The organism is Pseudomonas sp. NPDC089534, from assembly GCF_044749305.1.
GTDB lineage: Bacteria > Pseudomonadota > Gammaproteobacteria > Pseudomonadales > Pseudomonadaceae > Aquipseudomonas > Aquipseudomonas ekonensis.
This window is the reverse complement of the sequence record NZ_JBIVHR010000030.1, coordinates 183-23,381: the sequence shown is the minus strand read 5'-3', so window position 1 is coordinate 23,381 and position 23,199 is coordinate 183. Positions and strand designations below refer to the sequence as shown.

General features: G+C 66.0%; 21 protein-coding genes. 11 read left to right on the top strand and 10 right to left on the bottom strand.

Features of this window, described 5'->3' with window-relative positions; genetic code table 11:
* Position 1: 1 nt before the first annotated feature.
* Both cydB and ACIP0B_RS11910 read right to left on the bottom strand, forming a co-directional pair.
* Complete coding sequence (gene cydB, locus ACIP0B_RS11915; protein WP_400832093.1) at positions 2 to 1,009, bottom strand: cytochrome d ubiquinol oxidase subunit II; 1,008 nt, start codon at positions 1,007 to 1,009, stop codon at positions 2 to 4.
* A 3-nt stretch (positions 1,010 to 1,012) separates the two neighbouring features.
* Positions 1,013 to 2,449: a cytochrome ubiquinol oxidase subunit I gene (locus ACIP0B_RS11910; protein ID WP_400832092.1), complete on the bottom strand. Its 1,437-nt coding sequence runs from the start codon at positions 2,447 to 2,449 to the stop codon at positions 1,013 to 1,015.
* 509 nt (positions 2,450 to 2,958) lie between these two features.
* On the opposite strand from ACIP0B_RS11910, the gene ACIP0B_RS11905 reads away from it, so the two are divergent.
* The gene (locus tag ACIP0B_RS11905) at positions 2,959 to 4,197 is read left to right on the top strand and encodes an MFS transporter (protein WP_400832090.1); all 1,239 of its coding nucleotides are present in this window, start codon (positions 2,959 to 2,961) and stop codon (positions 4,195 to 4,197) included.
* Positions 4,198 to 4,226: 29 nt separating this feature from the next.
* Here the strand turns inward: ACIP0B_RS11905 and ACIP0B_RS11900 are convergent, their stop codons facing one another.
* On the bottom strand, positions 4,227 to 4,676 hold the full coding sequence (locus ACIP0B_RS11900; protein ID WP_400832088.1) for a DUF4879 domain-containing protein: 450 nt from the start codon (positions 4,674 to 4,676) through the stop codon (positions 4,227 to 4,229).
* Between the two features lie 220 nt (positions 4,677 to 4,896).
* Between ACIP0B_RS11900 and ACIP0B_RS11895 the strand changes: the two genes are divergently transcribed.
* The 5 genes from ACIP0B_RS11895 (at position 4,897) to ACIP0B_RS11875 (ending at position 9,803) form a co-directional block, all read left to right on the top strand.
* Positions 4,897 to 6,192 (top strand): NCS2 family permease, encoded by a 1,296-nt coding sequence (locus ACIP0B_RS11895; protein WP_400832086.1) that lies wholly within the window; start codon positions 4,897 to 4,899, stop codon positions 6,190 to 6,192.
* On the top strand, positions 6,189 to 7,268 hold the full coding sequence (gene trmA / locus ACIP0B_RS11890) for a tRNA (uridine(54)-C5)-methyltransferase TrmA (RefSeq protein ID WP_400832084.1): 1,080 nt from the start codon (positions 6,189 to 6,191) through the stop codon (positions 7,266 to 7,268). Before ACIP0B_RS11895 ends, trmA begins: the two co-directional genes overlap by 4 nt.
* A 183-nt stretch (positions 7,269 to 7,451) precedes the next feature.
* Positions 7,452 to 8,363: a LysR substrate-binding domain-containing protein gene (locus ACIP0B_RS11885; RefSeq protein WP_400832082.1), complete on the top strand. Its 912-nt coding sequence runs from the start codon at positions 7,452 to 7,454 to the stop codon at positions 8,361 to 8,363.
* A gap of 139 nt (positions 8,364 to 8,502) precedes the next feature.
* Entirely contained in the window at positions 8,503 to 8,952 is a 450-nt protein-coding gene (aroQ, locus tag ACIP0B_RS11880) for a type II 3-dehydroquinate dehydratase (protein WP_400832080.1), read from the top strand.
* Positions 8,949 to 9,803 carry a shikimate dehydrogenase gene (locus tag ACIP0B_RS11875; protein WP_400832079.1) on the top strand — a complete coding sequence of 285 codons (855 nt, stop codon included), beginning with the start codon at positions 8,949 to 8,951 and terminating at the stop codon, positions 9,801 to 9,803. Before aroQ ends, ACIP0B_RS11875 begins: the two co-directional genes overlap by 4 nt.
* 34 nt (positions 9,804 to 9,837) lie before the next feature.
* Here the strand turns inward: ACIP0B_RS11875 and ACIP0B_RS11870 are convergent, their stop codons facing one another.
* Both ACIP0B_RS11870 and quiC read right to left on the bottom strand, forming a co-directional pair.
* Positions 9,838 to 10,512, bottom strand: coding sequence for a TetR/AcrR family transcriptional regulator (locus ACIP0B_RS11870; protein WP_400832077.1), 675 nt, complete (start codon positions 10,510 to 10,512; stop codon positions 9,838 to 9,840).
* A 102-nt stretch (positions 10,513 to 10,614) separates the two neighbouring features.
* Complete coding sequence (gene quiC, locus ACIP0B_RS11865; protein WP_400832076.1) at positions 10,615 to 12,531, bottom strand: 3-dehydroshikimate dehydratase QuiC; 1,917 nt, start codon at positions 12,529 to 12,531, stop codon at positions 10,615 to 10,617.
* Positions 12,532 to 12,828: 297 nt separating this feature from the next.
* Here quiC and ACIP0B_RS11860 point away from each other — a divergent pair, with 297 nt between their 5' ends.
* Positions 12,829 to 14,145, top strand: a complete 1,317-nt coding sequence (locus tag ACIP0B_RS11860; RefSeq protein ID WP_400832139.1) for an MFS transporter — start codon at positions 12,829 to 12,831, stop codon at positions 14,143 to 14,145.
* A gap of 55 nt (positions 14,146 to 14,200) precedes the next feature.
* On the opposite strand, the gene ACIP0B_RS11855 is transcribed toward ACIP0B_RS11860, so the two are convergent.
* Positions 14,201 to 15,079: a DMT family transporter gene (locus ACIP0B_RS11855; RefSeq protein ID WP_400832075.1), complete on the bottom strand. Its 879-nt coding sequence runs from the start codon at positions 15,077 to 15,079 to the stop codon at positions 14,201 to 14,203.
* Positions 15,080 to 15,265: 186 nt separating this feature from the next.
* Positions 15,266 to 16,042 carry an IclR family transcriptional regulator gene (locus tag ACIP0B_RS11850; RefSeq protein ID WP_400832073.1) on the bottom strand — a complete coding sequence of 259 codons (777 nt, stop codon included), beginning with the start codon at positions 16,040 to 16,042 and terminating at the stop codon, positions 15,266 to 15,268.
* Positions 16,043 to 16,340: 298 nt separating this feature from the next.
* On the opposite strand from ACIP0B_RS11850, the gene ACIP0B_RS11845 reads away from it, so the two are divergent.
* Positions 16,341 to 17,231, top strand: a complete 891-nt coding sequence (locus ACIP0B_RS11845; RefSeq protein WP_400832071.1) for a neutral zinc metallopeptidase — start codon at positions 16,341 to 16,343, stop codon at positions 17,229 to 17,231.
* Entirely contained in the window at positions 17,232 to 18,185 is a 954-nt protein-coding gene (locus ACIP0B_RS11840; RefSeq protein WP_400832070.1) for an alpha/beta fold hydrolase, read from the top strand. It begins immediately after the preceding gene.
* 13 nt (positions 18,186 to 18,198) lie between these two features.
* Here ACIP0B_RS11840 and ACIP0B_RS11835 read toward each other — a convergent pair whose 3' ends face one another.
* From ACIP0B_RS11835 to ACIP0B_RS11825, 3 genes are all read right to left on the bottom strand, one after another.
* Complete coding sequence (locus ACIP0B_RS11835) at positions 18,199 to 18,792, bottom strand: HAD family hydrolase (protein WP_400832068.1); 594 nt, start codon at positions 18,790 to 18,792, stop codon at positions 18,199 to 18,201.
* Positions 18,789 to 19,658 (bottom strand): acyl-CoA thioesterase II, encoded by an 870-nt coding sequence (tesB, locus tag ACIP0B_RS11830; RefSeq protein WP_085584069.1) that lies wholly within the window; start codon positions 19,656 to 19,658, stop codon positions 18,789 to 18,791. The genes ACIP0B_RS11835 and tesB overlap by 4 nt, the downstream gene beginning before the upstream one ends.
* 108 nt (positions 19,659 to 19,766) lie before the next feature.
* Positions 19,767 to 20,336, bottom strand: a complete 570-nt coding sequence (locus tag ACIP0B_RS11825) for a GNAT family N-acetyltransferase (RefSeq protein WP_400832066.1) — start codon at positions 20,334 to 20,336, stop codon at positions 19,767 to 19,769.
* Between the two features lie 82 nt (positions 20,337 to 20,418).
* Here ACIP0B_RS11825 and ACIP0B_RS11820 point away from each other — a divergent pair, with 82 nt between their 5' ends.
* Positions 20,419 to 21,339 (top strand): histone deacetylase, encoded by a 921-nt coding sequence (locus ACIP0B_RS11820; protein WP_400832064.1) that lies wholly within the window; start codon positions 20,419 to 20,421, stop codon positions 21,337 to 21,339.
* Between the two features lie 306 nt (positions 21,340 to 21,645).
* Positions 21,646 to 22,887: a TIGR03862 family flavoprotein gene (locus ACIP0B_RS11815; RefSeq protein ID WP_400832137.1), complete on the top strand. Its 1,242-nt coding sequence runs from the start codon at positions 21,646 to 21,648 to the stop codon at positions 22,885 to 22,887.
* Positions 22,888 to 23,199 lie beyond the last annotated feature (312 nt).

Below are 23,199 nucleotides of genomic sequence, written 5' to 3'. Positions count from 1 at the left end.
ACTAGTGGTAGCCGTCCTCGTGGGTGACCTTGCCGCGGAACACGTAGTAGCTCCAGAACGTGTAACCCAGGATGAACGGGATGATGAACAGCGTGCCGACCAGCATGAAGCCCTGGCTCTGCGGCGGAGCGGCGGCGTCCCAGATCGAGATCGACGGCGGCACGATGTTCGGCCACAGGCTGATGCCCAGGCCGCTGTAGCCGAGGAAGATCAGCACCAGGGTCAGCAGGAACGGCATGTAGTTGGCGTTGCGCGCCACGGCCTTGATCAGCCCGTACATCGTCACCAGCACCAGGATCGGCACCGGCATGAACCAGAACAGGTTCGGCATGCTGAACCAGCGCGTGGCGATTTCCGGGTGGGCCAACGGCGTCCAGAGGCTGACGATGCCGATCACCGCCAACAGCACGAACGCCAGCGGCCGCGCCAGGTCATGCATCTGCTGCTGGAGCTTGCCCTCGGTCTTCATGATCAGCCAGGTGCAGCCGAGCAAGGCGTAGGCCACCACCAGCGCGGCGCCGCAGAACATCGTGAACGGCGTCAGCCAGTCCAGCGAGCCGCCGGCGTACTGCCGGTCGACCACCGGCAAGCCGTCGATGAACGCGCCCAGCGCCACGCCCTGGAAAAAGGTCGCGGCCACCGAGCCGCCGATGAACGCCTTGTCCCACAGGTGCCGCTTGTCGTCCTTGGCCTTGAAGCGGAACTCGAACGCCACGCCGCGGAAGATCAGCCCGATGAGCATGAAGATCAGCGGCAGGTACAGCGCCGACAGCACCACCGAGTAGGCCAGCGGGAAGGCGCCGAACAATGCCGCGCCCCCCAGCACCAGCCAGGTTTCGTTGCCGTCCCAGACCGGGGCGACGGTGTTCATCATCACGTCGCGGTCGGTCTTGCCGGGGATGAACGGGAAGAGGATCCCGATCCCCAGGTCGAAACCGTCCATGACCACGTACATCATGATGCCGAAGATGATGATCACGGCCCAGATCAGCGGAAGATCAATACCCATGACTCAAATCTCCTTGGTCAGGCTGCGGTCGGCGTCGACGCCATCGTCGTCGGCGGCGGACAGCGGACGGGCCGGCGTGCGTTTCTGGCCGGGGCCGCCATCGTTGGTTTCCTTGCCCTCGTCGGTCTTCGGCCCCTTGCGCACCAGGCGCATCATGTAGCCCAGGCCGGCGCCGAACAGCGCGAAGTACACCACCACGAACATGATCAGCGTGATGCTCATCTGCATGAAGCTGTGGTTGGAGGACGCGTCCGCCGTGCGCATCAAGCCGTAGACCACCCACGGCTGACGGCCGATCTCGGTGGTGAACCAGCCGGCGAGGATCGCGATCAGGCCCGAGGGCCCCATCCACAGGGCCAGGTACAGGAACGGCCGCGAGGTGTAGAGCGTGTCGCGCTTGCGCAGCCACAGGCTCCAGAGGCCGGTGAAGATCATCAGGAAGCCGAGGCCCACCATGATCCGGAACGACCAGAACACGATGGTCGAGTTCGGCCGGTCTTCCGGCGGGAACTCCTTGAGCGCCGGCACCTGCTTGTCCAGCGAGTGGGTCAGGATCAGGCTGCCGAGGTACGGGATCTCCACGGCGAACTTGGTTTTCTCTTCCTTCATGTCCGGCCAGCCGAACAGGATCAGCGGCGTCGCTTCGTTGCCGACGTTTTCCCAGTGCCCTTCGATCGCGGCGATCTTCGCCGGCTGGTGCTTGAGGGTGTTGAGGCCGTGGAAGTCACCGATCACGGCCTGGATCGGCGCGACGATCAGGGCCATCCACATGGCCATCGACAGCATCTTGCGGATCGCCGGGTTGTCCTTGCCGCGCAGCAGGTGCCATGCCGCCGAAGCGCCGACGAAGAACGCCGTGGCGACGAACGCGGCGGTGGCCATGTGCATCAGCCGGTACGGGAACGAGGGGTTGAAGATGATCGCCAGCCAGTCGGTCGGGATCACCTGGCCGTTGACGATCTCGAAGCCTTGCGGGGTCTGCATCCAGCTGTTGGAGGCGAGGATCCAGAAGGTCGAGATCAGGGTGCCGATGGCCACCATGACCGTGGAGAAGAAGTGCAGGCCGCGCCCGACCTTGTTCCAGCCGAACAGCATCACGCCGAGGAAACCGGCTTCGAGGAAGAACGCCGTGAGCACTTCATACGTCAGCAACGGGCCCGTGACGGAACCGGCGAAGTCCGAGAAGCGGCTCCAGTTGGTGCCGAACTGGTACGCCATGACCAGCCCCGAGACCACCCCCATGCCGAAGTTGACGGCGAAGATCTTCGACCAGAAATGGTAGAGGTCTCGGTAGGTGTCGTTGCCGGTCTTCAGCCACAGGCCTTCGAGCACCGCCAGGTAGCTCGCCAGTCCGATGGTGATGGCGGGAAACAGAATGTGGAACGAGATGGTGAACGCGAACTGAATTCGGGCGAGATCGAGTGCCTCTAAACCGAACATAAGTCTTCCTCTGTCAGGTGGTACAGGCTGCCGGGCTTGTGGCCCGGTACCCACTGCCCCCACGGATATGGAGTGCGGCGAATTCGGATTCGTTCTTCTTTTTACGCGCATCCAACGCGGGGAGCCTGGCCGGACGGCCGCCAGACCATTTCCCGCGAGGGTCTTGATCTGGATCAATCAACGTTGAAAGAGTAGTCCGGTTTGCGACGGCGAACTGCGTGGTCTTTTGCCGCGTGACAAGTTGCCTCACAGCTTCGGCAACGCGCTGAAATACATTCCCGGAAACCCTGTGGCGAGGGAGCTTGCTCCCGCTGGGGCGCGCAGCGGCCCCCAAAAAGCAGGGCCTGCTGCGCCGTCCAACGGGAGCAAGCTCCCTCGCCACAGTGCTCGGGCTAAAGGCACCGCGACGAGATCGGTGTTTAGCTAACTAAATTTTTCGACATAGCAACTTTTAGTTACAGACTGGTGATAACCTCGCGGCTCCCCTCTCGCACACGTCCGGCCCTCCGATGCCCAGCCAAGCGCCTTTGCTGCTCCGCCACCACCGTCCTTTCCTCGCGTTCTGGCTGGCCCGGATCTTCACCGCCAGCGGCTTTCAGATGCTCACCGTGGCCATCGGCTGGAACCTCTACCAACTGACCGGCAATGTGCTCGACCTGGGCCTGGTGGGCCTGGTGGAATTCGCGCCCCGGGTGCTGTTCATGCTGCACACCGGGCACGTCGCCGACCGCTACGACCGACGCAAGGTCGCGGCGATCTGTCAGTCGCTGCAGGCCCTGATCGCCCTGACGCTGGCCATCGGCAGCGCCACCGACCATGTCACCCGCGAGCTGATCTTCATCCTCGCCTTCCTGCTGGGCGCCGCACGCTCTTTCGAGATGCCCACCACCCAGGCCCTGCTGCCGAGCATCGTGCCCGCCGCGCTGTTCCCCCGGGCGGTCGCCGCCGCGCAGTCGGCCCAGCAATCGGCGACCATCGTCGCGCCGGCGCTGGGCGGTCTGCTCTATGCGTTCGGCAGCGTGTGGGTCTACGGCCCGACCGTGCTGCTGTACGTGATCGCCTGCACCCTGATGCTCAACCTGCCCGCGCGCCAGACCGCACTGAACAAAGGCAAGGCCACGCTGGATTCGCTGCTGGCGGGGATCCGCTTCATCCGCAGTCGCCCGGACATCCTCGGCGCGATCTCGCTGGACCTGTTCGCGGTGCTGCTCGGCGGCGCCACGGCGCTGCTGCCGGTGTTCGCCAAGGACATCCTGCTGACCGGCGCCTGGGGCCTGGGCCTGCTGCGCTCCGCGCCGGCGGTGGGCGCATTGCTGATGTCGCTGTTCCTGGCGCGGTTCGCCGTGGAACGCCATGTCGGCCGGGTGATGTTCACGGCAGTCGGCGTGTTCGGTGTGGCGACCATCGCCTTCGGCCTATCGACCTCGTTCTGGTTCTCGCTGGCGGTGCTGGTGGTGCTGGGCGCGGCGGACATGATCAGCATGGTGATCCGCGCCTCGTTCGTGCAGCTGGAGACCCCGGACGAGATGCGCGGCCGCGTCAGCGCGGTGAACGGCCTGTTCATCGGCGCCTCGAACCAGCTCGGCGAATTCGAGTCCGGCCTCACCGCCCACTGGTTCGGCACCGTGCCGGCGGTGGTCATGGGCGGCATCGGCACGCTGGTGGTGACCGGCACCTGGATCAAGCTGTTCCCGACCCTGGCCAGCCGCGACCGGATGCATGTGCCGGCGGAGGAAGCGAAGGCCTGAGGCAACTCAGGCCTGCCCCGACACCGCTGTCACTTGATGTAGAGCTGGGTCGACAACGTGTTGCGCGGTGCGTTGATCGAGGTGTTGCTGAAGGTGAAGGTGCCTTCCTGCCGGGCGCCCAGGTCGAACACATAGAGAGAGCCGACGGTTTTGCTGCCGGGGGTGCATTCGGTCAGGTTGCCGGTCTGGTAGGCGCAGACCGGGCTGCGGACGCCGTCCACCTCGAAGCCGTCCAAGGTGGCCTGGGGCTGGCTCTGGCCGTAGCCGATCTCCAGCACGTAGACCTTGATGCCCGATCCGCCGTGGTCGCATTGCGTCCGGGGCTGGCCGTCGGCGATGTCTTCCAGCCCGCAGGCCGACGACTGCACCTTGATCACCTTCACTTCGCTCAACGGCGGCGCCGACGCCGCCAGCGCCGCAGGCACCGCGGCCAACAGTGCGGCCGTCAACCCGGCGGTTTTCATCCAGCGCTTGCTCATGCGTTCCATCCCCCCCAAAACAGCGCGCAGTATGGCGCACTTGGCGCAGACACAAAACTTCGCCGACGATCGACACCGACATCCGCCATATTCCCCGCGCTGCTGGTATGATGCGCGGCTTTTTCCGGCCCACCACAAAATCCCAGGCGCATCCGGCGACCTGTGCTTTGCTGTTGAGGTCGATACATTCACGGCGCCACGCGCGCCACGGGGAGCAGACATGCTGGAAAGGCTGTTTCAACTCAAGGCACACAACACCAACGTGCGGACCGAGATCCTGGCGGGCGTCACGACGTTCCTGGCCATGGCCTACATCCTGTTCGTCAACCCGAGCATCCTGGGCGAGACCGGCATGGACAAAGGCGCGGTGTTCGTCGCCACCTGCCTTGCCGCCGCCATCGGCTCCACAGTGATGGGCCTGATCGCCAACTACCCGATCGCCCTCGCGCCGGGCATGGGCCTGAACGCCTTCTTCACCTACACCGTCGTGCTGCACATGGGCCACACCTGGCAAGTGGCGCTGGGCGCGGTGTTCCTGTCGGCCGTGTGCTTCTTCCTGCTGTCGATCTTCCGCATCCGCGAATGGATCATCAACAGCATCCCGCTGCCGCTGCGCTCGGCGATCGCCGCCGGCATCGGCCTGTTCCTGGCCCTGATCGCCCTGCACAACGCCGGCATCGTGGTCGGCAACCCGGCGACCATGGTCGGCCTCGGCACCCTGACGCAACCGGCGCCGATCCTCGCCACCCTGGGCTTCGCCCTGATCGTCGCCCTCGAAGCGCTGAAAGTGCGCGGCGCCGTGCTGATCGGCATCCTGGCGGTGACCATCGTGTCGATCGTCATGGGCTTCACCCCGTTCGGCGGCGTGATGTCGATGCCGCCGTCACTGGCCCCGACCTTCCTGCAGCTGGACATCAAGGGCGCGCTGGACATCGGCCTGGTCAGCGTGATCTTCGCCTTCCTGTTCGTCGACCTGTTCGACAACTCCGGCACCCTGATCGGCGTCGCCAAGCGCGCCGGCCTGATGGGCAAGGACGGCCACATGCCGAAGATGGGCCGCGCCCTGATCGCCGACAGCACCGCGGCGATGGCCGGTTCCCTGCTGGGCACCTCCACCACCACCAGCTACATCGAATCCGCCGCCGGCGTCAGCGCCGGGGGCCGCACCGGCCTGACCGCCATCGTCGTCGCGATCCTGTTCCTGCTGGCGCTGTTCTTCTCGCCGCTGGCGGCCAGCGTGCCGGCCTTCGCCACCGCCCCGGCGCTGCTGTTCGTCGCCGTGCTGATGACTTCGGGCCTGGCGGAAATAGACTGGGAAGACATCACCGTCGCCGCGCCGGTCGTGGTCACCGCCCTGGCGATGCCGTTCACCTACTCCATCGCCAACGGCATCGCCTTCGGCTTCATCGCCTGGACCGCCATCAAGATCCTCTCGGGCCGCGCCCGTGAGCTGAACCCGGCGCTGGTGATCCTGTCGATCCTGTTCGTGATCAAGTTGGGTTGGTTCAACGCATGACTTTCGATTCCCAGGCCTACGCCGCACAGCTTGCCGACAAGGTCACGCGCCTGCGTGACCTGCTGGCCCCGTTCGACGCACCAGAGCCTTCGGTGTTCGATTCGCCGCTGCAGCACTTTCGCCTGCGCGCCGAATTCCGCCTGTGGCGCGAGGCCGGCGAGCGCCATTACGCGATGTTCTCCCAGGAGGACAAGCGCACGCCGATCCTGATCGAGCAGTTCCCGATCGCCAGCCTGCGCATCAACCAGCTGATGCCGCAGCTCAAGGCGGCCTGGCAGGCCAGCTCGGCGCTGAGCCACAAGCTGTTCCAGGTAGAGTTCCTGACCACCCTGGCCGGCGATGCGATGATCACCCTGTGCTATCACCGTCCGCTGGACGAGCACTGGCACGCGGCCGCGTCGAAACTGGCGGCGGACCTGAACGTCAGCGTCATCGGCCGGTCCAAGGGCAAGCGCGAAGTCATCGGCCGCGACTATGTGGTGGAAAAGCTCGACGTCGGCGGCCGCTCCTTCAGCTACCGCCAGCCGGAAGGTGCGTTCACCCAGCCCAACGGCACCGTGAACCAGAAGATGCTCGACTGGGCCTTCGAGGCGCTGGGCGACCGCCAGGACGACCTGCTGGAGCTGTACTGCGGCAACGGCAACTTCACCCTGCCGCTGGCCACCCGCGTGCGCAAGGTGCTGGCCACCGAGATCAGCAAGACGTCGGTCAACGCCGCGCTGAGCAACCTCAGCGAAAACGCTGTGGATAACGTCACGCTGGTGCGCCTGTCCGCCGAAGAGCTGACCGAAGCCCTGAACGAGGTGCGCCCGTTCCGTCGCCTGCAAGGCATCGACCTGAAGAGCTACGAATTCGGCAGCGTCTTCGTCGACCCGCCCCGCGCCGGCATGGATCCGGACACCTGCGAGCTGACCCGGCGTTTCGACAACATCCTGTACATCTCCTGCAACCCGGAGACCCTCGCGGCGAACATCGCCCAACTGCACGACACCCACCGCATCACCCGGTGCGCGATGTTCGACCAGTTCCCGTGGACGCACCACATGGAGTCCGGGGTCTTGCTGACCCGGCGCTGAGCGTCAGGAACGCATACAGGAAAGCCGTCGTGACAGACGGCTTTTTTGTGCCTGGCCCAAATCCTTCCGAAGGCGCCCTGCCGGCGCCGTCGCCGAAAGTCTCCGGCAAAAATGGCAGGCACGCCTTTCACGGTGCCCCGGCATTTGCTAAATACAGGGGCTCATTCCCCGGTGCGAGCCATCATGCAGCGACACTTCGACGATCTTCAGTTGGGCAGCATCGAACTGTTCTGCCTGGCCGCCGAGGCCGGCAGCTTCACCGGCGCGGCATTGGCGGCGGCGGTGACGCCGGCTGCGGTGAGCCGCTCGGTGTCGCGCATGGAGGAACGGCTGGGCGTGCGCCTGTTCGCCCGCACCACCCGCAGCGTCAAGCTGACCGACAGCGGCCGGCGCTATTACGAAGAATGCCGGCAGGCGCTGGCGCAACTGGTCGAGGCCCAGCGGGAAGTCATGGGCCAGCAGCAGGAGCCCTCCGGCACCCTGCGCATCAGCATTCCCACGACCTACGCCCATCACCGGATCCTGCCGCTGCTGCCGGCCTTCCGGGCGCGGTTCCCGCAGGTGAAGGTCGACATCCACATCAGCAACCGCAACATCGACTTCGTCGGCGAAGGCTATGACATGGCGATCCGCGTGCGGGCGATTCCCGATTCGGGCCTGATCGCCCGCCACCTGGAAGACGCGGCGCTGGTGATGGTCGCCAGCCCCGACTACCTCAAGCGCGCCGGAACCCCGCAGACCCTCGACGACCTCGCCGGCCACGAATGCATCCAGTACGAACTGCCCAGCAACGGACGGCGGATCACCTGGCTGTTCTACGACGGGGACACCCCGCGGGAGATTCTGGCGGAGGGCAACTTCTGCTGCTCCGACGATGTGCTCGGCGGCGTGACCCTCGCCCGGCACGGCGCCGGCCTGTTCCAGACCTACCGCTTCATCGTCGAGAAGGAACTGGCCGACGGCGCCCTGGTGGAAGTGCTCAAGCCCTACGGCGGGCGCTCGCGGCCGTTCACCCTGCTGTATCCGCAGAACCGCCACATGCCGCTGCGGGTGCGGGCGTTCATCGATTTCCTGGTCGGACAACTGCCGCACTGAGCCGGCCATTGTGCGATCACCGCACACAATACGCCGGGCCGACCATGGACCGATTGACCAAAGTAACCAGACAGTACAATTTACCTCCACAGATCGAAACCCTCGGCCGATGCCAAAAACAATAAGTGGAGTTCTCCCCATGCCCCCAATCGTTCTGGTGCTCAACGGCCCGAACCTGAACCTGCTCGGCACCCGCGAGCCGGCGACCTACGGTCACGAAACCCTGGCCGACATTTCCGCCCTGTGCGGACGCGCCGCCGAGGAATTCGGCCTGGCCGTGGAGTTCCGCCAGACCAACCACGAAGGCGAACTGCTCGACTGGATCCACGGCGCCCGCAACCGCTGCGCCGGCATCGTCATCAACCCGGCGGCATGGACGCACACCTCGGTGGCGATCCGCGACGCGCTGGTGGCCTGCGAACTGCCGGTGATCGAGGTGCACCTGTCCAACGTCCATGCCCGCGAACCGTTCCGCCATCACTCCTTCGTGTCCGCCATCGCCACCGCCGTGATGTGCGGCTTCGGCAGCCACGGCTATCGCCTGGCGCTGGAGCATTTCGGCCAACGGCTCAAAGGGGTGTGCGCATGACTCGGCAAACGGCGGTTCTGGCCGGCCTGATCGGCGCCGGCATCCAGGCGTCCCGCACCCCGGCGATGCACGAACAGGAAGGCGATGCCCAGGGCCTGCGCTACCTGTACCGGCTGATCGACCTCGATCAACTGAAACTGGGCAGCGACGCCCTGCCCGACCTGCTGTTGGCCGCCGAACGGATGAACTTCACCGGCCTGAACATCACCTTCCCGTGCAAGCAGGCGATCATCCCGCTGCTCGACGAACTGTCGCCGGAAGCCCGCGGCATCGGCGCGGTGAACACCGTGGTGCTCAAGGACGGCAAACGCGTCGGTCACAACACCGATTGCCTGGGCTTCGCCGAAGGCTTTCGCCGTGGCTTGCCGGACGTCGCCCGCGAACGTGTCGTCCAGATGGGCGCCGGCGGCGCCGGAGCGGCGGTGGCCCACGCGCTGCTGAGCGAAGGCGTACGGCACCTGAGCATTTTTGACGTGGACGCCGGGCGTGCCGAAAGCCTGGCCCTCAACCTCAATCAGCATTTCGGCGACCGCCGCGCGGTGGCCGGGCAGGACTTGCCGTCGGCGCTGGGCCAGGCCGACGGCCTGGTCAACACCACGCCCATGGGCATGGCCAAACTGCCGGGCATGCCGGTGCCCGTGGAGCTGCTGCGGGCGCAATTGTGGGTGGCGGAGATCGTGTACTTCCCGCTGGAGACCGAACTGCTGCGCAACGCCCGCGCCCTGGGTTGCCGCACGCTGGACGGCGGCAACATGGCGGTGTTTCAGGCGGTGAAGGCGTTCGAGCTGTTCAGCGGCGTGGCGGCGGACGCGCAGCGGATGCTCGCGCATTTCCAGGCCATGAACGGATAGGGGACGGCGCGAGGGGCTTGCCCCTCGCTGCGCATCAGGCCTGCAGGTAGCGCAGCACCGATTCGCAGATCATCTGGCGGTGGCGCTGCTTGATGCTTTCGTCCGGCAGGTCGATCTGGAAGATCTCGCCGAAGGTGTGGCGGTTCGAGACGCGGTAGAAGCAGAACGAACTGATCAGCAGGTGTACGTCCAGCGCGTCGAGCCCGGCGCGGAATACCCCTTCCTGCACCCCGCGCTGGAGGATCTCGCCCAGCGAATCGAGGATGGTGTTGTTCATCGCCTTGATCGCGTCGGAACGCTTCACGTACTCGGCGTTGTGGATGTTCTCGACACTGACGATCCGCACGAAATCGACGTTGCGGTCATGGTGGTCGAAGGTGAACTCCACCAGCCGGCGGATCGCCTCCACCGGCGGCAGCTCGGCCAGGTGCAGGCGGCTTTCGGTGGTGCGGATGTCGCCGTAGAGTTTTTCCAGCACCTCGACGTACAGCTGCTCCTTGCTGCCGAAGTAGTAGTAGATCATGCGCTTGGAGGTGTGGATGCGTTCGGCGATCGCATCGACGCGGGCGCCGGACAGGCCCTGCTGGACGAACTCGACGATCGCCTCCTGCAGGATGTTCTCACGGGTCTTTTCCGGGTTGTTCTTGCGACTCTTGCGCGGCTCGGCGACAGGCGAAACGGCTGCGGTAAGTTCTGAAGTCATTGTCATTGCGGGCTCACGGCCATCACTGCACAGGCTGGCGATTATGGGCTGCGCGGCACAGTGAAGGAAGCCGCGCAGCCCGTGTTTAATCCCGCGTTTACGAAATACCTACAACTTCGCCTGGCGGGCGGCGCCGCTGCGTGCTTTGGCCATCGCCGCCAGCCGCACCGCGACGTTGGCCGCGCCGTAGCCGGCGTAACCGCTCCTGCGCTGGATGATCTCGAAGAAAAAGCGCCCCTCGAACGGCTCGGTGTAGACGTGGAACAACTCGCCGCCCTGGGCGTCGCGGTCATAGAGCACGTTGTAGTAGGCCAGCTCGCTGAGGAACTCGTCGTCGAAATCGAACCGTGCGGCGAGGTCGTCGTAATAGTTGAGCGGGATGTCCAGCAACGGCACCCCGGCCTCCTTGGCGCGCCGAACCTCGGCGAAGATGTCCTCGCAGTCGAACGCAATGTGATGCACGCCCGAGCCGCGATAGCTCGACAAGGCGTGCGAGATCGCGGTGTTGCGGTTCTCGGAAATGTTCAGCGGCAAACGCACCGAACTGTCGCGGCTGCGCAGCGCCCGGCTCTTCACCAGGCCGTAAGGGTCGGGCAGCACCACTTCATCGTCGGCCTCGAAATCCAGCAGGCTCTTGTAGAACAGCACCCAGGTGTCGAGGCTGTCCGCCGGCAGCGCCATGGCCATGTGGTCGATGCGCTTGAGGCCGCCGCGGGCCTCGGCGCCCGGCACCAAGTTGAAGTCGGTGCCGTACACATCCGCGTCCTCGTCCACCAGATAGATCAGGCTGCCGTCCGGCGCACGGACCGCCGCGAGCTCCAGCTCATTGGGCCCGACGAGGCCGCGGTACGGTTGGCCCTTGTAGGCCACCGCCCGCGCCAGGGCGCTGGCGCTGTCCTTGACCCGCAACGCCGTGGCGCACAGCGACGGGCCGTGGGCCTCGAAGAAACTGTGGCCGAACGAATAGGGTTCGGCGTTGAGGATCAGGTTGATGTCGCCCTGGCGCAGCAGGCTCACGCTCTTGGAGCGGTGCTGCCCGGCCTTGACGAACCCCAGCCGCTCCAGCCAGTTCGACAGCTTGGCGCCCAGGGCTTCGTCCACGGCGAACTCAAGGAACTCGACGCCTTCGTACTCGCTGGCCTTGGCCGTTTCGAACAGGATCTCGCGGCTGGCCGGCGGCACCGCTCCAAGCGCGTGAGCCTGCTGCGCCAGGCGCTGACAGGTCTTCTCCTCCAGGTACAGCAGCGAGCGCAATCCGTCCGCCGCGTTGGCCCGGGGCGGCGCGGCGCGGAAACCGTCGTTGAAGATCTCCAGCGACAAGGGCCCCGTGTAGCCGCTCTGGATGATCGGGGCGAGAAACCCCGGCAGGTCGAACTCGCCCTGCCCCGGGAAGCAGCGGAAATGCCGGCTCCACTCCAGCACGTCCATGGCCAGGACCGGCGCGTCGGCCATCTGCACGAAGAAGATCTTGTCGCCGGGGATGTCGGCGATGGCGCTCGGGTCGCCCTTGAGCGACAGGGTGTGGAAGCTGTCGAGCAGCACGCCCAGGCTCGGGTGGTCGGCCTGGCGCACGATGTCCCAGACCTGTTGATAAGTGTTCACGTGGCGCCCCCAGGCCAGGGCTTCGTAACCGATGCGCAGGCCACGGGCGCCGGCGCGCTCGGCCAGAAGGCGCAGGTCGTCGACCAGCACCTGCCGGTCGCCGAGGCTGTCGGGCGAGGCGTTGCTGCACACCAGCACCAGGTCGGTGCCCAGCTCCTGCATCAGGTCGAACTTGCGCTCGGCCCGCTCCAGGTTGCGCGCCAGGCGGTCGCGGCGGCAGCCCTCGAAATCGCGGAACGGCTGGAACAGGGTGATGGCGATGCCGAGGTCGGCGCACATCTGCCGGATCTCCCGGGGGCTGCCGTCGTAGTACAGAAGATCGTTCTCGAAGATCTCCACCCCGTCGAACCCGGCGGCAGCGATGGCTTCGAGCTTTTCCGGCAGGGTTCCGCTCAAGGAAACGGTGGCAATGGATCGCTGCATCTCTCAACTCCCGGTGGAGGCGTCGGCTACGGGGATTGCGCCGCTTTTGTAGGGTGAGCGAATTATTGGTTCCGATCGGCCGCCAGGCAATTTAAAGTGTACTACCCGGTTAGTTTTGCGTGCGATTATCGAACAGAAGCCGGTTTGGCGAATTGACGATTTTTCGTCCGCTGCCCAACATCGACCCCACATCGAGTCCGGACGCGAACCCTCGGTCTCGCTGCGAAACGACCCTGAACACCACATAAAAATTTCAAGAATCGGGTGGCTTACATGACTCCTTCCCAAAGCTCACACATGGCGCGTGCGGCCATGACCTCTGCCCCCAGCGGCATCGGCGACAAGATCCGCGGCGCCATGGCCGTCGGCAAGACCCGCTGGGGCATGCTGGCGCTGGTGTTTTTCGCCACCACCCTGAACTACATCGACCGCGCCGCCCTCGGCGTCATGCAGCCGATCCTGGCCAAGGAAATGAGCTGGACGGCGATGGACTACGCCAACATCAACTTCTGGTTCCAGGTCGGCTACGCCATCGGCTTCGTGCTGCAGGGCCGGCTGATCGACCGGGTCGGGGTCAAGCGCGTGTTCTTCTGCGCGGTGCTGCTGTGGAGCCTGGCCACCGGCGCCCATGGCCTGGCGACCTCGGCGGCGGGCTTCATGGTCTGCCGCTTCATCCTCGGCCTGACCGAGGCGGCCAACTACCCGGCCTGCGTGAAGACCACCCGCCTGTGGTTCCCGGCCGGCGAACGCGCGGTGGCCACCGGCATCTTCAATGCCGGCACCAACGTCGGCGCGATGTTCACCCCGATGCTCCTGCCGCTGATCCTGCATGCCTGGGGCTGGCAGGCGGCGTTCCTGTGCATGTCGGCGCTGGGCGGCATCTGGCTGCTGTTCTGGGGCCTGAAGTACTTCAACCCGGAAGACCATCCGAGCGTGAAAGCCTCGGAGCTCGAATACATCCAGCAGCAGGCCGAGCCGGAACAGGCCCGCGTGCCGTTCTCGCGGATCCTGCGCATGCGCGGCACCTGGGCCTTCGCCCTCGCCTACTCGCTGACCGCGCCGGTGTTCTGGTTCTACCTGTACTGGCTGCCGCCGTTCCTCAACCAGCAATACAACCTGGGCATCAACGTGACCCAGATGGGCATCCCGCTGATCATCATCTACCTCACCGCCGACTTCGGCAGCGTGGGCGGCGGCATCCTCTCCTCGTTCCTGATCGGGCGCGGCGCCGACCCGATCAAGGCGCGGCTGCTGTCGATGTTCCTGTTCGCCTGCTGCATCATCGGCGTGGTCGTGGCCGCCGGCTCCAGCAACCTGTGGGTCGCGGTGGCCGCCATCTCCCTGGCCATCGGCGCGCACCAGGCCTGGACCGCCAACATCTGGAGCCTGGTGATGGACTACACGCCCAAGCACATGATGAGCACCGTGTTCGGCTTCGGCGGCATGTGCGCGGCCATCGGCGGGATGTTCATGACCCAGATCGTCGGCCACATCCTCACCGTCACGAACAACAACTACACCGTGCTGTTCACCCTGATCCCGGCGATGTACTTCATCGCGCTGACCTGGATGTACTTCATGGCCCCGCGCAAGATCCCCACCGTCACCGAGTGAAATTGAGCGCGGTTCCTTGGGGGAGCTGGCCTGCCGGCTCCCGCCAGCACAACGCTCAAGCGCGGCGCTGCTGCCAGGCCGCCGCCAGTCCGCTGCAGCAGATCACCGCAATGCCCGCGACCGTGGTCAGGGTCGGCGTGTGGTTGAACAGCAGCCAGCCCAACAGCCCCGCAAACACGATCTGGCAGTAGCCGAACGGCGCCAGCAACGCCGGTGCGGCATAGCGGAAGGCCTGGGTCAGGAACAGGTGCGCGGTCATCCCGCAACTGCCCAGCGCCAGCATCAACAGGCCATGCCCCAGGCTCGGCACCTGCCAGAAGAACGGCACCAGCGCACTCATCACCAGCGTGTTGCACAGCCCGGCGAAAAAGTTGCTGGTGGTCGGGCTGTCGACCTCGCTGAGCTTGCGCGTGAGCAGTTGGTAAAAGCAGAAGAACAGCGCCGAGCAGAACGGCAGCAGCACCGCCGGGGTGAACAGTTCGCCGCCGGGATGGACGATCACCAGCACCCCGGAAAAACCGCAGATCACCGCGATCCACTGCCCCCGCGTCACCCGCTCCTTGAGCAGCGGCACCGACAGCGCCGTCACCAGCACCGGGGCCAGGAAGTTCACCGCCGTGGCCTCCGCCAGCGGGATATGCAGCAGCGCCGTGGTGAAGAACAGGCTGGTGCCCAGCAGGCACAGCGCCCGCACCGCCTGCAGCAGCGGCCGCTTGGTGCGCAGCACCCGCAGCCCCGACTGCGGCAGGAAAATCCCGGCCATCAGCAAGGTGTGCACCAGATACCGCGCCCACACCACCATCACGATCGGGTAGAAGCCCGAGAGGTATTTCGACAGGGCGTCATGGCTGGAGAACAGGAACGTGGCCACGACAATCAGCAAGATCCCCTTGAAGGGTTGATTGACGCCGGAAAGCGGAGTGCTGACGGTCATTGGATATCTCTGAATGAACACTGAACCTGATGAAGCGAGGCACCTGCACCCGCCCTTGGAACTGACCGGAAAGCGCTGACAGTCAACAATCTAGAACTCGGTTCCATATTCTCACAGACGAGAAACACAAAACCGTGCGAACAGCGCACACTTTCGCTTCGCCGCTGCCCACGCCCGCAGGATCCCTCAGACGAACAGCTCAGACGCCAGGCTCGCCTGCGACAGTTCCCGGGTGAACGTCAGCAGCAGCGGCGCCAATTCATGCAGCCGCGCCCCCGGCAGCCGCGCACTGGGGCCGGCGATGCTCAGCACGCCGATCGCCCGGCCATCGCCGGGATGGCGCACCACCGCCGCAATCGCCGAGGTGCCCACCGCCGAACTTTCCTCGACGCAGGCGTAGCCCTGTTCCCGGGCGATGCGCAGGCGTTCGAGCAGATCGCCGCAGGAGCGCGGCGCATTTGGCCCTGCCCCGGCAGGCAGTTCGGTGCCCTGGCGCTCGACCCGCGACAGCGCCTCGGCATCGCTCATGCACGCCAGCCATGCATGGCCCGAGGCGGTGTAGAACAGCGGTGCCTCGCGGCCCATGTCGGGGTCGTAGCGCAGGCCGGTGCGGGCGCCCTGGGCCTTGGCGATCCAGGTCTGGCGCTCGCCGTCGATGACGCCCAGGCGCACCAGTTCGCCGGTCTCCCGGGCCAGGCGGTCGAGCACCGGCTGCACGATGTCGGCACCGCTGCCCGACAGGTAACGAAACCCCATCGCCACCAGCCGGGTGGACATGTGATAGCGCAACGTGTCCGGATTCTGCCGCACATAGCCCAGCCGGACCAGTTCGGCGAGCAAGCGGTGGGTCGCGCTTTTGGGGATGCCCAACTGCTCGGCCAGGGTTTGCATCGGCAGCCCGCGCGCCTCGCTGGCGAGGCTTTCCAGCACGCTGAAGACCCGTTCGATTTGACTGCCGGCCATGGTGAGATCCCGATGAAATTTGGGCGATTCTAGAAGACACGGCGGGGATTGCGAAATCCCGGTCCCGCCGCCGTCGGGGCAGGCAAGCAACCGAACGCCGGGTTGACGGCCCGCGACAAAAAATCCCCTGCGCAACGGAATTCGCCGGCCACGCCAGGTTCCTACCCATCGGCAGCAGGCCCGACGTCGAGCACCGAGGTCGGGCCTGCTTGCGTGTGCGAATGGACGGACGGCCGGACTGGCGCCACACTCACACACCAACAACACTGATCATCACGCACAAGCAGAGGGTTCCCACATGCTATGGAGAAAAGGACGACGCAGCGACAACGTCGTCGATGCCCGTGGCGATGACATGGGCGGAGGCGGCGGGATGCGCTTCGGCGGCGGCAAGGGCCTGAGCCTCACCGCGATCCTGCTGATCGTCGGCATCGGCTGGATCACCGGGCAGGATCCGCTGCAGATCCTCGGCCAGCTCACCGGGCAGATGACCGAGCAATCGGCGCCGGTGGGCACGCAAACCCGCAAGGCGCCGCCGGCCAACGATGACCAGGCCGAGTTCGTGCGTTCGATCCTCGGCGACACCGAAGACACCTGGGGCGCGATCTTCCAGCAGGCCGGCCGACAATATAAGGATCCGACCCTGGTGCTGTTCAGCAACCGGGTCAACTCCGCCTGCGGCCTGGCCACTTCGGCCACCGGCCCGTTCTATTGCCCGGCGGACCAGAAGGTGTACCTGGACATGGCGTTCTTCCAGGAAATGGCCCAGCGCTTCAAGGCGGCGGGCGACTTCGCCCAGGCCTACGTGATCGCCCACGAAGTCGGCCACCATGTGCAGACCCTGCTCGGCGTCTCGGCGAAGATCCAGGCCGCCCGCCAGCAAGGCCGGCAGATGGAAGGCGACGGCGGCCTGCTGGTGCGCCAGGAACTGCAGGCCGACTGCCTGGCCGGCGTCTGGGCGTACAACGCGCAGAAGCGCCTGAACTGGCTGGAGCCGGGCGACATCGAGGAAGCCCTCAACGCGGCGAACGCCATCGGCGACGACCGCTTGCAACAGCAGGGTCAGGGCCGCGTGGTGCCCGACTCGTTCACCCACGGCACGTCGGCGCAAAGGGTGCGCTGGTTCAAAACCGGATTCGCCCAGGGCCAGGTCGGCCAGTGCGATACCTTTGCGGCGAAAAACCTGTAAATGCATAAATGGCTGTTGGCTTTACTGTTCATCGCCGGCGGGGTTCAGGCCGCCGGCGTCGATGCGATCAGCGCCGGGCGCCTGCAACTCAAGGCCGGCGAAATGGCGGTGGGCATCGGCCCGGCGCCGGCCAGGATCGAGCGGGTGCTCATCGTCGTGCATGGCCGTCTGCGCAACGCCGAGACCTACCGCAAGAGCGCCGAGAGCGCGGCGGAACTGGCCGGCCAGAGCGCCAGCACCCTGGTGATCGCCCCGCAGTTCCTCAACGAGAGCGACGTGGCGTTGTACTCGCTGCCGCCGAGCGTGCTGCGCTGGCAAGGCAACGACTGGATGGGCGGCGGGTTATCCACAGGGCCGAATCCGTTGAGCTCCTACGCCGCGCTGGACGAGATCGTCGCGCGGGTCAGCGACCGCAAGCAGTTTCCCGACGTGAAGCAGATCGTGATCTTCGGCCACTCCGGCGGCGGCCAGGTCGTCCAGCGCTATGCGCTGCTCGCCAAGGAGCCGCCGGCGCTGAAGGCCGAAGGTATCCGCCTGCGCTATGTGGTGGCCAACCCTTCGTCATATGCCTACTTCAACGAGCAGCGGCCGGTGGCGTTCGATCACGCGCAATGCGCCGGTTTCAACCGCTGGAAGTACGGTCTGACGGATCCGCCGATCTATGCCGGCGGGCAAACGCCCGCGCAGCTTGAAGGCAGTTACGTCAAACGCGAGGTGATCTATCTGCTCGGCCAGCAGGACACCGACCCGCAGCACCCGGCGCTGGACAAGAGCTGCGCGGCCAAGGCCCAGGGCGCCAACCGGCTGGAGCGCGGGAAACTGTTTTTCGGCTACCTGCTGCGCCGTCATCCGGAAGGGGTGAACCAGCGGCTGGTGGAAGTGCCCGGCGTGGGGCACAACGGCGACGGCATGCTGACGTCGCCGGAGGGACAGAAGGCCGTGTTCGGTCAGTGACGGCCCCCGCAACTCAAGCGAACACCATCCGCCGCAGCTCGACGCAATCCTTCGCATGCCAGTCCGTCAGCTCCGGCCAAGGATTGTCCGGCAGGTTCACCAGCACCGTCCGCGCCCCCGCCGCCCGGCCGCAATCGAGGTCGAAGCGGTAGTCGCCGACCATCACCATCTCGCTGGCCGGCACCGCCCAGGCGTGCGCCAGTTTCAGCAGCCCGCCGGGATGCGGCTTGGGCGGCGCCTCGTCGCGGCCCAGCACATCCTCCACGGCAAAGCAGTCGGCCAGGCCGATTGCTTCGAGCGTGACGTGGGCCAGCTCGCGGGCATTGCGGGTCAGGATGCCGAGCCGGCAGCCCCGGGCGTGCAGGTCACGCACCAGGTCCACCGCGCCGGCGGCCGGGGTCGAGCCCAGCGCCAGGTCCCGCTCGTGCTCCAGCAGCCACGCGTGCTTGGCCGCCGCCTCCTCCGCCGGCAAGGCCGCCAGGTGGGTGAGAATGTCGTCCTCGGGCGGAATCGACAGCGCCACCCGGATCGCCGCGAAGTCATGCACCGCGACAGTCAGGGTGCCGTCCATGTCGAACACCCAGTGCCGTACTTCCGCCAGGCTCATGCCCAGTCCTTGCGGTGACGGATCAGGCCTTCCTGGGTCACCGACGCCACCAGTTGTCCGGCGCGGTTGAACACGCTGCCCCGGGAGAACCCGCGGGAGTTGCCGGCCCAAGGGCTGTCCATCGCGTAGAGCAGCCAGTCGTCGGCACGCAGGTCATTGTGGAACCACAACGCATGGTCGAGGCTGGCGACCTGCATGTCCTTCTGCCAGACCGACTTGCCGTGGGGCAGCATCGACGTGGTCAGCAGGCCGAAGTCCGAGGCGTAGGCCAAAAGGTACTTGTGCAGGGCCGGGATGTCGGCCAGGGCGCCGTCGGCGCGGAACCACACGTACTTGACCGGATCGGCCGGCTGCGGGTTGTACGGATCCTTTTCGGTGACCGGGCGCACTTCGATCGGTTTCGGGCACAGCAGCTTCTCGCGCATGTGCTCGGGGATCAGGTGGGCGCGCTGCTGGGTGATCTCCAGTTCCGACGGCAGGTTCTCCGGGCCGACGACCTCAGGCATCCGGCTCTGGTGCTCGAAGCCTTCTTCGTCATACTGGAACGAGGCGCTGCACGTGAAGATCGGATGGCCCTTCTGGATCGCCGTGACGCGCCGGGTGCTGAAGCTGCCGCCGTCGCGCACGCGGTCCACCGAGTACACCACCGGCAGCTTGGCGTCGCCCGGACGCAGGAAGTAACCGTGCATCGAGTGCACATGCCGCGCCTCTTCGACGGTCTGACTGGCCGCCGACAACGACTGGCCGAGCACCTGGCCGCCGAACAGCTGGCGGAACCCCAGGTCCTGGCTGCGGCCGCGGAACAGGTTTTCCTCGATCGGTTCGAGGGTCAGCAGATCCACCAGATCTTCCAACACTTGGCTCATTCAGACTCTCCTCACACAAAGCAAAGCCGCGCAGCCTCGGCTGCGCGGGGGATTCAGGTTCTGGCCGGTCCCTTCTGGACGGCGGCCATTTTAAACGTCCGTGTTTGCTTATCCTTGCAAGGTTTGCAGCCACTGCTCGCGGCTGATGCGGTACAGCACATGCCGGCGCAGCGGATGACCGTCGTCCAGCCGCGGATGGTCGAAATCATCCGCCTCGGCGTGATGCATGCCGATGGCCTGCATCACTTTCTGCGACGGCAGGTTGGCCTGGCTGGTGAACGACACCACCTCGTTCAGCGCCACCCGGTCGAAGCCGCAACGCAGCGCCGTCCACGCCGCTTCGCTGGCATAGCCCAGGCCCCAGTGCTCCTTGGCCAGGCGCCAGCCGATCTCCACCGCCGGGGTGAACGGCGCGTCGAAACCGACCACGCCCAGGCCGGTGAAACCGATGAACTGGCCGGTGTCCTTGCGCTCCAGCGCCCACAGGCCATAACCGTGCTCGGCGAAATGCCCGCGCACGCGCCCGATCATCGAGGCGCTTTCCAGTCGGGTCAACGGTGCAGGGAAGTAGCGCATCACCTGCGGATCGGCGCACATCGCGGCAAATGCCGGCAAATCCCCGTCCTGCCACTGGCGCATCCGCAGTCTTGCGCTTTCAAGCTCAAGTATCGGCTCCATGGTGCCCCTCCGTTTCCGTGCCGCCAGTCTACATCGCTGGTAGGATCCGTGATTCTTTCCTGCGTTCCTACATGATTTCTCCATGCCATTACCGCTGATCTACCACGACGACTACAGCCCTGAGTTCCCGGCGGATCACCGGTTCCCGATGGACAAGTTCCGCCTGCTGCGCGATCACCTGGTGGACAGCGGCCTGACCCGCGACGAAGACCTGCTGCGCCCGCAATTGTGCCCGCCGGACATCCTCGCCCTGGCCCATGACCGCGCCTACATCGAGCGCTACATGAGCGGCGAGCTGTCCCGCGAAGACCAGCGCCGCCTCGGCCTGCCGTGGAACGAAGCGCTGGCCCGGCGCACGGTGCGGGCGGTCGGCGGTTCGATCCTGGCGGCGGAAAAGGCGCTGGAGCATGGCCTGGCCTGCCACCTGGCCGGCGGCACCCACCATGCCCACTACGACTACCCCGCCGGGTTCTGCATCTTCAACGACCTGGCGATCATCAGCCACTACCTGCTGCAGAGCGGCCGGGTGAACCGGGTGCTGATCTTCGACTGCGACGTGCACCAGGGTGACGGCACCGCCCGGATCCTGCACGACACCCCGGAGGCGATCACCGTTTCCCTGCATTGCGAGAAGAACTTTCCCGCACGCAAGGCCGAAAGCGACTGGGACATCCCGCTGCCCAACGGCATGGGCGACGCCGATTACCTGCGGGTCGTCGACGATGCCCTCAACTACCTGCTGCCGCTGTACCAGCCGGACCTGGTGCTGTACGACGCCGGCGTCGACGTGCACAAGGACGACGCCCTCGGCTACCTGCAACTGACCGACGCCGGCGTGGCCGCCCGCGACGAAAGCGTGATGCGCCATTGCCTGGGCCGCGACATCCCGGTGGTCGGCGTCATCGGCGGCGGCTACAGCAAGGACCGCCAGGCCCTCGCCCGCCGCCACGGCATCCTGCACCACAGCGCGCAGCGGGTCTGGCAGTCATCGGGTTGTCATTGAGTTGTGCTGCGTTACCCACAATCGCTGTGGAACGGCCTGTGGATAACCTGCGCGAAAGGGACTACAGCCCCCGCTGACCCTGGCCTGCAGCGCGATGGCTATTTTTTGACCAGCGCCTGACCCTGCCCGGCGGAACCCTTGTTGAATTGCAAAAAACAAAAACGGTGGGAGCCAGCCTGCTGGCGATAGCGGCCTGTCTGACCCATCGATGCCGGATGTGCCGCCCCCATCGCAAGCAGGCTCGCTCCTACAGGGTTCGCGGCTGGTAGAATGCGCGCCTCATCCCGCCAGACCGCAGCGCACGCCATGACCCAGCCCGCCTCCACCGCCCCTTACCACGTCGCCATCATCGGCGGCGGCCCCGCCGGCCTGATGGCCGCCGAGGTGCTGAGCCAGGCCGGAGTGCGCGTCGACCTGTACGACGGCATGCCCTCGGTGGGCCGCAAGTTCCTGCTGGCCGGGGTCGGCGGCATGAACATCACCCATTCCGAAGCGTACCCGGCGTTCCTCTCCCGCTACGCCGAACGCGCCCCGCAGATCGCCCCGCTGCTGCGGGCCTTCGACGCCGACGCGCTGTGCCGCTGGATCCACGGGCTGGGCATCGACACCTTCATCGGCAGTTCCGGCCGGGTGTTCCCCACCGACATGAAAGCCGCACCGCTGCTGCGCGCCTGGCTCAAGCGCCTGCGCGACGGTGGCGTGGTTATCCACACCCGCCACCGCTGGATCGGCTGGGACGCCGGCGGCGCCTTGCGCCTCGACAGCCCCGACGGCGAAAAGACCCTCACCCCCGACGCCACCCTGCTCGCCCTCGGCGGCGGCAGTTGGTCGCGCCTGGGCTCGGACGGGGCCTGGATGCAGGCGTTGGCACCACGCGGCGTAGGACTGGCGCCGTTGCAACCGAGCAATTGCGGCTTCGAGGTGTCGGCGTGGAGCGATCTGATGGTCAGCAAATTCGCCGGCGCGCCGCTGAAGAACATCGGCATCGGCCTGAACGACGACACCCCGCGCCTGGGCGAATGCGTCATCACCGCCACCGGCATCGAAGGCAGCCTGGTCTACGCGCTGTCGGCGCCGATCCGCGAAGCCATCAACCGCGACGGCTCGGCGGTTGTGCACATCGACCTGCTGCCGGGCCGGCCTGTGGATAAGATTCAGGCCGCCTTGAGCAAACCCCGTGGCTCGCGCTCGATGGCCAAGCACCTGCACGGCCAGCTCGGGATCGACGGAGTGAAAGCGGCGCTGCTGCGGGAACTGACCGACGCCCCCACCTTCGCCGACCCGGCGCGGCTGGCCGGGGCAATCAAGGCCCTGCCGCTGACGCTGGTGAAGGCGCGCCCGTTGGACGAAGCGATCAGCAGCGCCGGCGGCGTGACGTTCGAGGCCATGGATGAACGGCTGATGCTCAAGGCGTTGCCGGGGGTGTTCTGCGCCGGCGAAATGCTCGACTGGGAAGCGCCGACCGGGGGGTATCTGCTGACGGCGTGTTTCGCCAGCGGGCGGACGGCGGGAGTGGGGATGATCGAGTGGCTGCAGCGCAAAGGCTGAAACCCAATCGCCAGCAGGCTGGCTCCCACATTCAATCCCGGGTGCCCACACAATCCCTGCACACCAAAAAATCCTGTGGGAGCTTGCCTGCAAGCGATGAGGCCGGCACAGCTGACAACAGCGGTGGCTGCCCCACCGCAATCGCCAGATGGCTGGCTCCCAGCATAGATCGTGGCTACCCGCAGAATCCCTGCACACCACAAATCCCTGTGGGAGCTTGCCTGCAAGCGATGAGGCCGGCACTGCCGACAACGGTGGTGGCTGCCCCACCGCAATCGCCAGATGGCTGGCTCCCAGCATAGATCGTGGCTA